The sequence below is a fragment of the Streptomyces sp. NPDC087420 genome (genome assembly GCF_044744165.1).
Lineage (GTDB): Bacteria > Actinomycetota > Actinomycetes > Streptomycetales > Streptomycetaceae > Streptomyces.
In genome coordinates, this window is the sequence record NZ_JBIUXU010000004.1 from 114,020 (window position 1) to 127,802 (window position 13,783).

At 72.5% G+C, this 13,783-nt stretch carries 11 protein-coding genes; 5 read left to right on the forward strand and 6 right to left on the reverse strand.

What is annotated here, in order from left to right:
* Positions 1-9: 9 nt before the first annotated feature.
* Positions 10-762, reverse strand: a complete 753-nt coding sequence (locus ACIO1C_RS09135; protein WP_401860172.1) for an SIMPL domain-containing protein — start codon at positions 760-762, stop codon at positions 10-12.
* A gap of 137 nt (positions 763-899) precedes the next feature.
* Between ACIO1C_RS09135 and ACIO1C_RS09140 the strand changes: the two genes are divergently transcribed.
* Complete coding sequence (locus tag ACIO1C_RS09140) at positions 900-2,711, forward strand: bifunctional metallophosphatase/5'-nucleotidase (protein WP_401860175.1); 1,812 nt, start codon at positions 900-902, stop codon at positions 2,709-2,711.
* Positions 2,712-2,738: 27 nt separating this feature from the next.
* Here ACIO1C_RS09140 and ACIO1C_RS09145 read toward each other — a convergent pair whose 3' ends face one another.
* The 5 genes from ACIO1C_RS09145 to ACIO1C_RS09165 form a co-directional block, all read right to left on the reverse strand.
* Complete coding sequence (locus ACIO1C_RS09145) at positions 2,739-4,148, reverse strand: lysine N(6)-hydroxylase/L-ornithine N(5)-oxygenase family protein (protein WP_401860178.1); 1,410 nt, start codon at positions 4,146-4,148, stop codon at positions 2,739-2,741.
* The gene (locus tag ACIO1C_RS09150; protein ID WP_401860981.1) at positions 4,145-5,545 is read right to left on the reverse strand and encodes a pyridoxal phosphate-dependent decarboxylase family protein; all 1,401 of its coding nucleotides are present in this window, start codon (positions 5,543-5,545) and stop codon (positions 4,145-4,147) included. Before ACIO1C_RS09150 ends, ACIO1C_RS09145 begins: the two co-directional genes overlap by 4 nt.
* A gap of 216 nt (positions 5,546-5,761) precedes the next feature.
* Entirely contained in the window at positions 5,762-8,263 is a 2,502-nt protein-coding gene (gene pepN, locus ACIO1C_RS09155; RefSeq protein ID WP_401860181.1) for an aminopeptidase N, read from the reverse strand.
* Positions 8,264-8,393: 130 nt separating this feature from the next.
* Positions 8,394-8,738: a chorismate mutase gene (locus tag ACIO1C_RS09160; RefSeq protein ID WP_356424500.1), complete on the reverse strand. Its 345-nt coding sequence runs from the start codon at positions 8,736-8,738 to the stop codon at positions 8,394-8,396.
* Positions 8,739-8,946: 208 nt separating this feature from the next.
* Positions 8,947-9,765: a S1 family peptidase gene (locus tag ACIO1C_RS09165; RefSeq protein WP_401860183.1), complete on the reverse strand. Its 819-nt coding sequence runs from the start codon at positions 9,763-9,765 to the stop codon at positions 8,947-8,949.
* A 408-nt stretch (positions 9,766-10,173) separates the two neighbouring features.
* Between ACIO1C_RS09165 and ACIO1C_RS09170 the strand changes: the two genes are divergently transcribed.
* The 4 genes from ACIO1C_RS09170 to ACIO1C_RS09185 all read left to right on the forward strand — a co-directional run bounded on the left by ACIO1C_RS09170 (position 10,174) and on the right by ACIO1C_RS09185 (position 13,776).
* A complete protein-coding gene (locus ACIO1C_RS09170; protein WP_401860984.1) occupies positions 10,174-11,055 on the forward strand; it encodes a hypothetical protein in 882 nt (293 codons plus the stop codon).
* A gap of 75 nt (positions 11,056-11,130) precedes the next feature.
* The gene (locus ACIO1C_RS09175) at positions 11,131-12,690 is read left to right on the forward strand and encodes an ankyrin repeat domain-containing protein (protein ID WP_401860186.1); all 1,560 of its coding nucleotides are present in this window, start codon (positions 11,131-11,133) and stop codon (positions 12,688-12,690) included.
* 112 nt (positions 12,691-12,802) lie between these two features.
* The gene (locus ACIO1C_RS09180) at positions 12,803-13,393 is read left to right on the forward strand and encodes an NADPH-dependent FMN reductase (protein WP_401860189.1); all 591 of its coding nucleotides are present in this window, start codon (positions 12,803-12,805) and stop codon (positions 13,391-13,393) included.
* Positions 13,390-13,776 carry a winged helix-turn-helix transcriptional regulator gene (locus ACIO1C_RS09185; protein ID WP_401860192.1) on the forward strand — a complete coding sequence of 129 codons (387 nt, stop codon included), beginning with the start codon at positions 13,390-13,392 and terminating at the stop codon, positions 13,774-13,776. Before ACIO1C_RS09180 ends, ACIO1C_RS09185 begins: the two co-directional genes overlap by 4 nt.
* Positions 13,777-13,783: the final 7 nt, after the last annotated feature.

Here is a 13,783-nt window from a genome sequence, read left to right on the forward strand (position 1 = left end):
GCGTACGACTTACCGTCCGGTAGGGCCGGGGGACAGATCCGGCGGCGTCATCGTGAAGCGCGCGTTCACCTGGGCGTGGACGGTCTGCCGCTGCGGTTCGAGGTCCAGCACGGGAGGCTGGTCGGCGGATTCCGCCCCGCCGTACGCGGCCCGCTGCATGCCGTAACCGGGCGCGGGAGCGTATCCGCCCGCGTTCTCCGCGCCCAGGTCCGCCAGCTCGACCAGCGCGGCGAGGCTCGCCCCGAGCGCTTCGGCGTACTCACGGGCGCGCTGGACCGCTTCCCGTACGGCCTGGCGGCGGGCCTCGCCGTGGGCGGGCGAGTCGGGGCGCAGGGACCACCAGGGTCCGCCGATCCGCGTGAGGTCGAGGTCGGCGAGGCGGGTGGTGAGTTCCCCGAGGGCGGTGAAGTCGGCGAGTTCGACGGTGAGGTGCACGCTGCCGTGGTAGGCGCGGACGCGTTCGCCCCGGCCGTGCCGGGTGAGTTCGGGGCTGATGGAGAAGGAGCCCGTCTCCAGCTTCTCGACGGAGTCGCCGTACGACTTGACGAGCGCGAGGACGTCCGCGTTGCGCCGGGTGAGGTCGTCCAGCGCGGCGCGCCGGTCGGTGCCGCGGGCGTTGACGGTGACGGTGATCCGGGCGATCTCGGGGTCGACTTCGAGGCGTGCCTCGCCGCGGACGGCGACGCGCGGGGTCTCGGGGGTGCCGTAGGGCGGGGCCGCGGAGGCGGGGGCGTCGTCGGTCGTACGAACGTCGTCGGTCATACGGACACTGTCGCACTCGGGTACGACAGGCCGCAGTCATCTGATCGAAACCCGTCGGGGGTGTTGCGGTCACCCACCCGTGGGCCAGAATCTACGCGCGTTGTGCACACGTTGTGCATCGGATCGAGGGAGAAGAAATGCCGCTGGACAGAAGGACGTTCCTGGAGCGCTCGGCCGCCGCCGGGGCCGGTGTGGCGCTGGTGGGCGGCGCGGCGATACCGGCGGAGGCGACCGGGAAGGGCCACGGCCACGGTCACGGCCGGCCCCCGAAGCGGTACACGCTCACCGTGATGGGGACGACGGACCTGCACGGGAACGTCTTCAACTGGGACTACTTCACGGACAAGGAGTACGACGACTCCGCCCACAACGACGTCGGCCTGGCGAAGATCTCCACGCTGGTGGACCAGGTCCGCGCGGAGAAGGGCCGCCGCAACACGCTGCTCATCGACGCGGGTGACACGATCCAGGGCACCCAGCTGTCGTACTACTACGCCAAGGTCGACCCGATCACCGCGAAGCGCGGTCCGGTGCACCCGATGGCGCAGGCGATGAACGCGATCGGCTACGACGCGGCGGCGCTCGGCAACCACGAGTTCAACTACGGCATCCCGGTACTGCGGAAGTTCGAGGAGCAGTGCGACTTCCCGCTGCTCGGGGCGAACGCGCTGGACGCGAGGACGCTGAAGCCGGCCTTCGCGCCGTACGTGATCAAGAAGCTGCGCACACCGTCCGGCGACGACGTGAAGGTGGCGATCCTGGGGCTGACCAATCCGGGGATCGCGATCTGGGACAAGGCCAACGTCCAGGGGAAGATGACGTTCCCGGGTCTGGAGGAGCAGGCGGCGAAGTGGGTGCCGAAGCTGCGGTCCATGGGCGCGGATGTCGTGATCGTGTCGGCGCACTCGGGTACGGACGGCTCGTCGTCGTACGGCGACCAGGTGCCGTACGTGGAGAACGCGGCGACGCTGGTGGCGGAGCAGGTACCGGGCATCGACGCGATCCTGGTCGGGCACGCGCACCAGGAGATCGCGGAGCGCCGGGTCGTCAACAAGAAGACCGGTAAGGAGGTTGTCCTCTCCGAGCCGCTCAGGTGGGGCCAGCGGCTGACGCTCTTCGACGTCGAGCTGGTGCGCGAGCGGGGCGGCTGGTCGGTGGAGCGGGTCACGTCGAAGGTCCTCAACTCCAACACGGTGGCGGAGGACCGGAAGATCACCGGCATGCTCGCGGACGAGCACCGCAAGGTGGTGGCGTACGTGAACCAGGTGATCGGTACGTCGGTCGCGGCGATGTCCACGGTGGAGGCGCCGTGGAAGGACGAGCCGATCATCGACCTGATCAACCACGTGCAGACGGAGACGGTGAAGGCGGCCCTGGCGGGCGGCGAGTGGGCGGCGCTGCCGGTGCTGTCGCAGGCGTCGTGTTTCTCCCGTACGGCGGCGATCCCGGCCGGTCCTGTGACGATCAAGGACGCGGCGGGTCTCTATCCGTTCGAGAACACCATGGAGGCGCGCCTCCTGACGGGTGCTCAGATCAAGGAGTACCTGGAGTTCTCGGCGAAGTACTACGTCCAGACGCCGGCCGGCGCGGTGGTGGACACGTCGAAGCTGACCAATGCCGCCAACACCCCCGACTACAACTACGACGCGGTGTCGGGGCTGACGTACGAGATCGACATCGCGAAGCCGGTGGGCTCGCGGATCGTGAATCTCCGGTTCGCCGGGGCGGCGCTGGACCCGGCGGCGAAGTTCGTGCTGGCGGTGAACAACTACCGGGCGAGCGGCGGCGGAAACTTCCCGCACGTGGCCGCCGCCCAGCAGCTGTGGGCCAATTCGAACGAGATCCGCAACACGATCATCGAGTGGGTCCGGGCGGCGGGCACGGTCGATCCCGCGTCGTTCGCTTCGGTGGACTGGACGCTGACGCGGGACGGGGTGCCGGTCTTCTAAGCGCTCTCCGCTCTTCCAGGAACCTCCTCAGCGGACCTCGGTGAGCGGGACCAGGCCTCTCGGTGCGGGCACCGAGCGGGTCCGGTCCCGCCCGTCGAGGCCGAAGCTGGTGAAGGCGGTGCGCCGGGGCAGCGGGTACGGCTCGTTGCCGGTGAGGTGGTTGAGAATGGTGGCGCTGCGCCACGCGGCGAGTCCGAGGTCGGGGGCTCCGACGCCGTGGGTGTGGCGTTCCGCGTTCTGTACGTAGACGGAGCCGGTGACGCTGCGGTCCAGGACGAGCCGGTGGTGGGGGTCGATACGGGGGCGCTCCGAGCTGTCGCGGCGCAGGTACGGGTCGAGGCCGGCGAGGATCCGGTCGAAGGGGCGTTCGCGGTAGCCGGTGGCGAGGACCACGGCGTCGGTGGTGAGCCGGGAGCGGGTGCCCTGCCGCCGGTGTTCCAGGTGGAGTTCGACCTTGGTGGTGGCGACGCGCCCCGCCGTACGGACGGAGACTCCGGGGGTGAGGACGGCGTCGGGCCAGCCTCCGTGGAGGGTGCGCCGGTACAGCTCGTCGTGGATGGCGGCGATGGTGTCGGCGTCGATGCCCTTGTGGAGCTGCCACTGGCGGGGGACGAGGTCGTCGCGCACCTGCTCGGGCAGGGCGTGGAAGTACTGGGTGTAGTCCGGGGTGAAGTGTTCCAGGCCGAGCTTGGAGTACTCCATGGGGGCGAACGCCTCGGTGCGGGCGAGCCAGTGGAGTTTCTCGGCGCCGGCGGGGCGGGCGCGGAGCAGGTCGAGGAAGACCTCGGCGCCGGACTGTCCTGAGCCGATGACGGTGATGTGCTCGGCGGCGAGCAGGCGTTCGCGGTGGTCGAGGTAGTCGGCGGAGTGGATGACGGGGACGGCGGGGGCGTCGGCGAGGGGTTTGAGGGGTTCGGGGACGTAGGGCTCGGTGCCGATGCCGAGGACGACGTTACGGGTGTACGCGCGGCCGAGGGCCTCGACCTCGCCGTCGCGGTCGAGCTGGGTGAAGTCGACCTCGAACAGGCCGCGTTCGGGGTTCCAGCGGACGGCGTCGACCTGATGTCCGAAGTGGAGCCCGGGGAGTTGTTCGCTGACCCAGCGGCAGTACGCGTCGTACTCGGCGCGCTGGATGTGGAAGCGCTCGGCCACGTAGAAGGGGAAGAGCCGGTCGCGGGCCCTGAGGTAGCTGAGGAAGGACCAGGGGCTGGCGGGGTCGGCGAGGGTCACCAGGTCGGCCAGGAATGGGACTTGGAGGGTGGTGCCGTCGATGAGCAGGCCGGGGTGCCAGCGGAACGCGGGGCTCTGGTCGTAGAAGGTGGCGGCGAGGCCGCCGTGGATGCCGTCGGCGAGGGCGGCGAGGGAGAGGTTGAACGGGCCGATGCCGATGCCCACCAGGTCGTGGGGGTCGTCCAGATCGTTGGGCCGGTGGGTCATCGGCGGGTGCTGCCTTCCACGAGTCGGAGCAGTGTGTCGAGGTCGCCGGGGGTGGCGTGGGGGTTGAGCAGGGTGGCCTTGAACCAGAGGCGGCCGTCGGCGCGGGCGCGGCCGAGGACGGCGGTGCCTTCGGTGAGGAGGGTGCGGCGGGCGGCGGCGACGGTGTGGTCGGGGGCGCCGGCGGGCCGGAACAGCACGGTGGTCAGGGTGGGCCGTTCGTACAGCTCCAGTCCTGGCCGGTCCTCGACCAGGTCGGCGAGGAGCCGGGCGCTGTCGAGGACGCGGTCGACGAGCGCGGCGAGTCCGGTACGGCCGAGTGCCTTGAGGGTGACGGCGATCTTGAGGACGTCGGGGCGGCGGGTGGTGCGCGGGGAGCGGCCGAGGAGGTCGGGGAGGCCGGCCTCGGTGTCGTCGTCGGCGTTGAGGTAGTCGGCGGTGTGGGCCAGGGGGGCCAGGTCGCCGGTGCGGGGGACGGCGAGGAGTCCGGCGGCGATGGGCTGCCAGCCGAGTTTGTGGAGGTCGAGGGTGACGCTGTGGGCGCGGTGGAGCCCGTCGAGCAGGGGGCGGTGGGTGGGGCTGAAGAGGAGCGGGCCGCCGTAGGAGGCGTCGATGTGGAGACCGGCGCCGTGGGTGTCGCAGAGGTCGGCGAGGGCGTTCAGGGGGTCGATGCGGCCGGTGTCGGTGGTACCGGCGGTGGCGGTGACGAGGAAGGGGCCGCGCAGGGCGGTGAGGACCGCGTCGAGGGCGGCGGGGTCGAGGGCGCCCGTGGGGGTGGGGATCGTGACGGGGCGGGGCAGGCCGAGGAGCCAGGCGGCGCGGTGGACGGAGTGGTGGGTGTGGGCGCCGCAGACGACCTGGAGGGTGGGGCCGTGCCGTTCCCGGGCGAGGAGCAGGGCGAGTTGGTTGGACTCGGTGCCGCCGGTGGTGAGGATCGCGTCGGGGGCGCGGCCGGGACCGGGGGCGGCGTCGGGGCCGCCGGGGTAGACCTCGTCGGCGAGGGCGCGGGTGACGAGCGCTTCGAGTACGGAGGCGGCGGGGGCCTGGTCCCAGGAGTCCATGGACTGGTTGAGGGCGGACGCGGCGAGGTCGGCGGCGACGGCGAGCGCGAGCGGCGGGGTGTGCAGGTGGGCGGCGCAGTGGGGATGGGCGGGATCGGCGGCGCCCAGGGAGAGGGCGTGGACAAGGGTACGGAGGGCTTCGCCCGGTCCCGCGCCGGTGTCGGGGAGGACGGGTTCCGCGGCGGTACGGAGTTGGCCGGCGACGCGGTCGGGTCCGCCGGCGGGCAGGGGGCCGCCGCGTTCGGCGGCGCCGTCGTGGAGGGCGTCGAGGACGGTGGCGAGGAGGGGCCGCAGCGCGTCGGGACCGTGTTCGCCACCCGCCAGGGGCGGGAGGGAGATGCCGGGGGGTGGCGTGCGCATAGGGGGTCCTTCAGGTTCGGTGGTCGTGCGTGCCCGTGGAGCACAACGAGCGGAACCTGTAAGGAGTATCGGCCGGGGTGGGGTGGCCTTGGCGGGTCCGGCGGACGGTCCAGGTGAGACGCGCGGAGGCCCGGACGGGCGTGCTGCCCGTCCGGACCTCGTGGGGTGGTGCTCGGGCGGTTCGCCGCCCCGCGGTCAGGCGCCGCGTACCTGGAGCGCCCGGCCGAGGTCGTCCAGTTGGTCGGCGAGTTTGCGGCGCAGCGCGGGGATCATCTCGGCGGTGTCCAGGCACTCCTGGCCGAGGCGCAGCGCCTCCTGGTCGACGGCGTGCACGGGGAATCCGTGGCGGCCCGCGGCTTCGGCCATGGCGGGGCCGCGCCGGTCGGCGAGCGCAACGGCCTCGGCGTAGAAGCGGGGCACGTACTCCCGTACGAGATCGGCCTGTTCGGGTTGCCAGAAGCCCTGCGCGGTGGCGGCGAAGAGGTAGTTGGAGAGGTCGTCGGTGGCGTAGAGCCGGGCCCAGGCGGCGGCTTTGGCCTCGGGGTCGGGCAGGGCGGCGCGACAACGGGCCGCGCCTTCCTGGCCGGTGGCGCTGGGGTCGGCGGTGAGTTCCGCGGCGATGGCGTTCTCGTCCAGGGAGCCGAGGACCGCGAGGCGGGTGAGGACGCGCCAGCGCAGTTCGGGGTCGAGTTCGGGGCCGCCGGGGACGCTGCCGCAGTCGAGCCAGTCCTGGAGGGCGCCGGGCTGGGTGGCGGCGTCGATGAAGTGGCGTACGGCGGTGAGGCGCAGCCCGGGGTTGCTGCCGTCCTCGGTGCGGCGGATGAGGTCGCGGCAGAGGGCGGTGAGGGTGGTGAGGGCGGCGCGCCGGTCCTCGTCGGCGAGGTAGCGGTCGGTGATCTGGACGGCGGCGAAGGCGAGGACGCCCTGGACGAGGGCGAGGTCGCTCTCGTGGGGCAGGTGGGCGCGGGCGGCGTCCAGGTAGGCGGCGGGGGCGAGTTCGCCGTCGCGGACCATGTCGCGGGCGGCGTTCCAGATGACGGCGCGGGTGAGGGCGTCGGGGACGCCGGACAGGGCGCGCAGCGCGGTGTCCCAGGAGACGGGGTCGAGGCGGACCTTGGCGTAGGTGAGGTCGCCGTCGTTGAGGACGACGAGGGCGGGGCGGCGGCCCGGCCTGGTCACCGGGGCCTCGGTGAGGGGGACGTCGAGTGCGACGCGCTCGCGCGCGACGAGCTTGGTCGGGTCGACGACGTCGAGGTCGTACATACCGACGGAGATGTGGTGCGGCCTGCTGCCGTTCCGTACGACGTCGAGGGTCCAGCTGTTGTCGCCGGTCGTCACGCGCGGGGTGAGGGTGTCGACGCCGGTGGTGCGCAGCCACCGCGCGGCCCAGGCGTGCACGTCGCGGTCGGTGGCCGACGCCAGGTTGTCGATGAAGTCGGCGAGGGTGGCGTTGCCGAACTTGTGCCGGGCGAAGTGGACGTTGATGCCGGCGAGGAAGTCCTTGTCGCCGAGCCAGGCGACGAGTTGGCGCAGGGCGGAGGCGCCCTTGGCGTACGAGATGCCGTCGAAGTTGAGGAGCGCGGAGGCGGTGTCGGGGACGGCGTCCGGGTCGGGCGCGACGGGGTGGGTGGAGGGGCGCTGGTCGGCGTCGTACCCCCAGGCCTTCCGTGCGATGCCGAAGTCGACCCAGGTGTCGGTGAACCGGGTGGCCTCGGTGAGGATCTGGTAGCCCATGTACTCGGCGAAGGACTCGTTGAGCCAGATGTCGTCCCACCAGGCGAGGGTGACGAGGTCACCGAACCACATGTGGGCCATCTCGTGGGCGACGACCATGGCGCGGGTCTGGCGCTCGGTGTCGGTGACGGCGGAGCGGTAGATGAACTCGTCGCGGAAGGTGACGAGTCCGGGGTTCTCCATGGCGCCGGCGTTGAACTCCGGGACGAAGGCCTGGTCGTAGGAGTCGAAGGGGTACGGCTCCTCGAACTTCTCGTGGTAGCGGTCGAAGCAGGCGCGGGTGATGGAGAGGATCTCGTCGGCGTCGGTGTCGAGGTGGGGCGCGAGGGAGCGGCGGCAGTGGAGGCCGAAGGGCAGTCCGGCGTGTTCGGTGCGCACGGAGTGCCAGGGGCCGGCGGCGACGGCGACGAGGTAGGTGGAGATGAGCGGGGTGGGCGCGATCGTCCAGTGTCCCGCCGGGCCTCCGGGGGTCCTCGTGGCGACACCGTTGCCGAGGACGGTCCATTCCTCGGGCGCGGTGACGGTCAGCTCGAAGACGGATTTGAGGTCGGGCTGGTCGAAGGCGGCGAAGACGCGCTGGACGTCGTCCATGAAGAGCTGGGTGTAGGTGTACGTCTCGCCGTCGGCGGGGTCGGTGAAGCGGTGCATGCCCTCGCCGGTGCGGGAGTAGCGCATGTCCGCGTGTATGCGCAGCTCGTGCGGCCCGGCGGTGAGCCCGGTGAGGGCGAGCCGGTTTTCGTCGAGCGCGGCGGGGTCGAGGGCCGTGCCGTCGAGGGTGGCGGAGTGCAGTGCGGCGGGCTTGAGCTCGACGAAGGTGTCCCCGGCCGCCCGCGCCGTGAAGTGGATGACGGTGCGGGAGTCGAAGGTGTCCTCGCCGGTGGTGAGATCGAGAGCGATCGTGTACCGGTGCACATCGAGGAACTGGGCTCGGGTCTGCGCTTCGTCGCGCGTCAGTACGGACATGGGGGACATGGTGCCGGATCGCCCCGGGCCCGCGCACCGGGGTGTGTTGCGCTGTGGGCGATGGGGCGGGGCGGCGGGGGTACGGGCGGCGCTCCGGGCGGGGTCCCGCCCGGCGGGCCGCCGCGTGCCGTCACTCCACGTCGCCTCCGGAGGCTGTCTGCGTCACCTCGTCCGCGATGGTCTCGTGGTGGCGGATCACCTCGGCGATGATGAAGTTCAGCAGCTTCTCGGCGAAGGCGGGGTCCAGGCGGGCGCTCTCCGCCAGCTGCCGCAGCCGCGTGATCTGGCGGGACTCGCGGGCCGGGTCGGCCGGTGGGAGATGGTGCTCGGCCTTGAGGACACCGACCTGCTGGGTGCACTTGAAGCGCTCGGCCAGCATGTGGACGACGGCCGCGTCGATGTTGTCGATGCTGTCGCGGAGGCGGTTCAGTTCGGCGCGTACGGACTCGTCGACACCGGTGTTGCTCGTGGTCATGGTGTCGGAGCTTAGACCGTCCGGCGCGGGGCGCAGGCCGGCCCGCGCGCGCCGGGTGGTGTGCGGGACGCGAGTCCCGGCGCGCGTGGGGGTGGCTGGGGCGGGTCAGAGACCGTCCGTTGGGGGGCGGGGTCGGAGACCAGTCCCGGGGGGTGAGGTCAGAGATCAGTCCGGGGGGTGAGGTCAGAGACCGTCCCGGGGTGCGGGGTCAGAGACCGGCCGCAGCCGAGGCGATCGCGGAGGCGAAGGTCGAGACCTCGGTGTACACACCGTAGTAGTTCGGCCGCGCGCAGCCGTTGCCCCAGCTCACGATGCCGACCTGGATGAAGGCGCCCGCGTTGTCCTTGCGGAACATGGGGCCGCCCGAGTCGCCCTGGCAGGTGTCGGTGCCGCCTGCGGCGAAGCCGGCGCAGATCTCCTGGGAGGCGATGACGTCACCGTCGTACGAGGACGGCCCGTTGCACACGCTGTCGGAGACGAACGGGACGGTCGCCTTGAGGAGGTAGCGCTGCTGGGCGCCGCCCTCGGTCGCCCCGCCCCAGCCCGCGATGGTGAAGTTGCCGGTGTTGTACTGCGTGGTCGTGGCGATCTTGAGAGTCGGCAGGTTGATCGCGGAGGCGAGCTTGATCAGCGCCCAGTCCTTGCCCGCGCCGTTGTAGCCGGGGGCCTGGAGGACCTTGGTGGACCTGACCTTGATCGCGCTGGTGCTGTTCAGGTCGACGACACCGGCGGTGGCGGTGATGCTGGTGTTGTTGCCCGAGCCGCTCACGCAGTGCGCGGCGGTGAGGACGATGGTCGGGGAGTACAGAGCGCCGCCACAGCCCATGGAGAGCCGGACCATGAAGGGGAATTCGCCCTGTGCGGCGCGGGTGCCGCCGACGACGGGGGGAGCGACGGGCGCGACGGCCGCGGTCCGGGTGTCCGGGGCCGGCGACGCGAAGGCGGAGGAGGGCTGGAGGCTGACGGCCGCGAGGATGACGGCACCGGCGGCGGCGTATCTCTTGAAGGCACGCACGAGCTGGTTCATGGATCTGCCCTTCGTGGGGGGAGAAACGGGAGAGCGGGCCTGACATGAGCCCGACAAGGCGTGATCCGGATTATGGGGAGCGCGCCCACCGCGCCACAAGAACCCGGATCCGGCCACGGAAGGGGGGCGTACACCGGTCGCCGTCCGCTCACCGGACGCCGGACAGGGGCCGGTACGGTGCCCGCGCGGCGCACCGGAGCCGTACCGCCGCGCGCCGGGCCGGAGCCGTACCCGCGCAGGCCGTACCACCGCGGGCCGTACCCGCGCAGGCCGTACCTCCGCGGGCCGTACCCCCGCAGCCCGTACCTCCGCAGGCCGCGCCGCCGCGCGCCGTACCTCCGCCGTACAGTGGATCGCGGATGACCGTCCTTGCAGGGGGGTACGGACGTGGCACACGGAACTGACGTCATGCACGGCTATCCGCACCTGGACACCGCGCGCGCCGCGATCACCGCGCTCTACCGGCGGCTCTCCCCCGAGGGTGTCCGCCGGTACGCGCCGAGCGTCGCCCCGGCCGACGTCGCCTTCTCCGACCAGGACGACCTCCACCTGGGCACCCAGCGGGTCGCCCACGCCCTGGTCCAGCAACTCCGGCTGCCCGACGCGCGCGTGATCGTCAGTTTCCGCGACATGGAACACGCGGCGAGCGTCGAACTGACCGCCGGGCCCGAGTACTTCGTCGAACTCAACAACCGCTTCCGCACCCACCGCAGGGACATCGGCGCCGCGCTCGCCCACGAGATCACCCACGTCCTGCTGCACCGGCTGGGGCTGAGCTTCCCCGGCACCCGCGACAACGAGATCCTCACCGACACCGCGACCACCTACCTCGGCGCGGGGTGGCTGCTGCTCGACGCGTACCGCGAGGACCGCGACTCCAGCCAGAAGCTCGGCTATCTGACCCCCGAGGAGTTCGGTTACGTCCTCGCCAAGCGCGCGCTCGTCTTCGACGAGGACCCCCGGATCTGGTTCACCAGCCCGCAGGGATACACGTCGTACGCGAAGGGCCGCGCGCAGGCCCTGCGCGACGAGCAGCAGCCGCCGCTGACCACGGCCGGCCGGCTGGGCCGCCACCGGTACGCGAAGGAGCGGCGCTACGCGCTCGACCACCCCGGCCGTGTGGAGGTCGCCCCCGACCCGGCGCTGCCGTACGCCTTCGAGCACCTTCCCGACGGGCCGCGCGTCTCGTTCCCCTGCCCGACCTGCCACCAGCGCATCCGGGTCCCGGTCCGGGGGCGGGTCAGGGCCCGCTGCGGGCTCTGCGGGACGGTCCTGGAGTGCGACACCTGACAGGGCCGCGCCCAGGCCCAGGCCGGGCCGGCGGCCCCGGGATGCCCGCACAGGCGTCGCACGTAGGGTCGAAGGATGACGAATGAGCCGACGGCGGGTGTTCATGGCCTGTTCGAGGCGGTGCTCGGGGGTGCGGACGACACCGTCGTCCGCCTGCTCCGCGCGGGCGTGCCCGCCGGGGCGACCGACGGGGACGGCCAGAGCGCCCTCTACCTCGCGGCCGTCAGCGACGCACCGGGCCTGGTACGGCTGCTGCTCACCGCCGGCGCCGACCCGGAGCGCGGGAGCGGCCCCGACGGCGGGGACCTGCCCCTGTGCGGCGCGGCCTGCGGCGGGCACACCGAGGTCGTACGGGCGCTGCTCGCGGCGGGCGCGCGGCCCGACCGGCGGGAGGCGTTCGGCTTCACCGCCCTCGCCTGGGCCGCCGTCCAGGGCTTCCCCGACACGGCGGAGGCCCTGCTGGAGCAGGGCGCGGACCCGGACCTCCCGGGCCCCGGCGACGAACCGCCGCTGCTGCTCGCCGCCCGCCGCGGCTCCCCCTCGACCACCCGGGTCCTGCTGCGGTACGGCGCGGGCGCCCGCGGCGCGCACACGGAGGGCGCGCACACGGAGGGCGCGGACGCACAGGGCGCGGCCCTCGCCGAGGCGCGCCGCTGGATGGCGCTCGACGTGGAGCGGGAACTGCGCGACGGGCTGCTGCGCGCGTACGGCGACGGATACGAGAGCGTGGTGCGCCGGATCGAGGAGGACGGCTCCGAGACGGTGGTGGTCGAACTGCTGCGGGACGGCGTGCCGGTGGCGGGCCAGGAGCAGCAGACGGGCCACGCCGCCGTCGCCACGCTCCTGGAGGCCGAGCTGGGGGTCCTCACGCCGTACGAGGAGCTGGCTGGGCGGGCGCTGCGCTGCGGGGACCGCGATCGGGACGACTGGACGGAGGCGGCGGCCGCGCTGTGGCGGCGCGGCGATGAGGAAACGTTTCTGGCGGCGTCCGCGTGGTGCGCGGGCGACGATCCGCTGCGGCAGGCGTTCGCGGCGGACGTCCTGGCGGGGCTGGGCGGGGCGGGCGCCGACGTGGCGGGAGGCACGGGCCGGTTCACCGCCCGGGTGGTCCCGCTGCTGCGCGAGCTGTCGCGCGGGGCGGCGGAGCCCGAGCTGGTCCGCGCGGTCGTGACCGGGCTCGGGCACCAGGGCGATCCTGACGCCCTGCCGGAGATCCTGCGCCACACGGGCCACCGGGACGCGGGGGTACGGCGGCGGGCCGCGCTGGCGCTGACCGGGCTCGTACCGGACGGCCATCAGGACGGGGTGTGGGCGCTGATCCTGCTGAGCGGCGACGCGGACGCCTCCGTACGGAAGGTGGCGGTCCGCGCCCTGGCGGGTGTGGCGGACAACACACCCGCCCTGCGGGAGGCGCTGGCGGCCCGGCTGGCGGACCCGGAGGCGGACACGGTCGCCGAGGCGGCGCGCGGCCTGGCGGTACGTCAGGACCCGGCCGCCGTCGAGGCGTTGGCGCGGATCCTGGCGGACGAGGACGCGGGCGGCGGCGCGCGCCGGACGGCGGTGGACGCCGTGCGGTACGTACCGGAAGGGCCGGAGCGGCGGCGCCTGGAACGGACACTGCCCCGGCGCCACTGAGGGGAGACACCCCACCCGCGCAACTAAGCTTTACTTATCGACTAAGAAATCCGTAGTCTCCTCAGGTGTCGGTCACCCCCCTGACGGCCGGCCCCCTCACAAGGAGACAGCAGTGGCGCACCTGAAGATCATCGTGGCGAGCACCAGGCCCGGCCGGATCGGCCTCACCATCGGGCAGTGGGTCGACGCGGAAGCCCGCAAGCACGGTGGTTTCGAGGACATCGAGCTGATAGACCTCGCCGACGTGAACCTGCCGTTCATGAACGAGCCGAACCACCCGCGGCTGGGCCAGTACACCCACCAGCACACCCGTGACTGGAGCGCGAAGATCGCCGAGGGCGACGCCTTCGTGTTTGTCATGCCGGAGTACAACTACGGCTACAACGCGGAGCTGAAGAACGCCCTCGACTACCTGCACAACGAGTGGCACCACAAGCCGGTCGGCCTCGTCAGCTACGGAGGCGTCGCCGCGGGCACCCGGGCGGCCCAGATGATCAAGCAGGTCGTCACCACGCTCCGGATGACCCCGGTGTTCGAGGCCGTCCCGATCCCCTTCGCCCACCAGCTCGTCACCGAGGACGGGGGCCTGGCGGCCAACGACGTCATGACCGGGGCGGCGAAGGCGATGTTCGACGAGCTCAAGCGGGTCAGCGAGGCGCTGCTCCCGCTGCGCGCGCCCCGGCCGGCGGCCGTGAAGCCATGACCGCCATCCATCCGGTGTGTACGCGCTTCCACACGGCGATCGAGCTGATCGGCACCCGGTGGACCGGCGCGGTCCTGCGCGCCCTGTTCACCGGGCAGCACCGGTACGCGCAGATCAAGGCGGCGATCCCGGGCGTCAGCGACACCATGCTGGCGCAGCGGCTGCGCGCGCTCCAGGACGACGAGCTGATCGAGCGCCGGGTGCTGGCCACCACACCGGTCCAGGTCGAGTACCACCTCACCGAGAGGGGACGCGAACTGGAACCGGTGCTGGCGTCGGTCATCGCCTGGTCGCACAAGTGGATCCCGCTGCCGGGCGAAACGGAAGCGGGTACGGGGACAGGGACGAGCCCGGAGGCCCGTACGCGTACGAACACGGCCTGAGGCCACG

What these genes read in the sequence shown, in the direction of transcription:
- ACIO1C_RS09135 (WP_401860172.1), bottom strand. Translation starts at nt 762, where the DNA reads ATGACCGACGACGTTCGTACGACCGACGACGCCCCCGCCTCCGCGGCC.
- ACIO1C_RS09140 (WP_401860175.1), top strand. Translation starts at nt 900, where the DNA reads ATGCCGCTGGACAGAAGGACGTTCCTGGAGCGCTCGGCCGCCGCCGGG.
- ACIO1C_RS09145 (WP_401860178.1), bottom strand. Translation starts at nt 4,148, where the DNA reads ATGACCCACCGGCCCAACGATCTGGACGACCCCCACGACCTGGTGGGC.
- pepN (WP_401860181.1), bottom strand. Translation starts at nt 8,263, where the DNA reads ATGTCCGTACTGACGCGCGACGAAGCGCAGACCCGAGCCCAGTTCCTC.
- ACIO1C_RS09160 (WP_356424500.1), bottom strand. Translation starts at nt 8,738, where the DNA reads ATGACCACGAGCAACACCGGTGTCGACGAGTCCGTACGCGCCGAACTG.
- ACIO1C_RS09165 (WP_401860183.1), bottom strand. Translation starts at nt 9,765, where the DNA reads ATGAACCAGCTCGTGCGTGCCTTCAAGAGATACGCCGCCGCCGGTGCC.
- ACIO1C_RS09170 (WP_401860984.1), top strand. Translation starts at nt 10,174, where the DNA reads ATGCACGGCTATCCGCACCTGGACACCGCGCGCGCCGCGATCACCGCG.
- ACIO1C_RS09175 (WP_401860186.1), top strand. Translation starts at nt 11,131, where the DNA reads ATGACGAATGAGCCGACGGCGGGTGTTCATGGCCTGTTCGAGGCGGTG.
- ACIO1C_RS09185 (WP_401860192.1), top strand. Translation starts at nt 13,390, where the DNA reads ATGACCGCCATCCATCCGGTGTGTACGCGCTTCCACACGGCGATCGAG.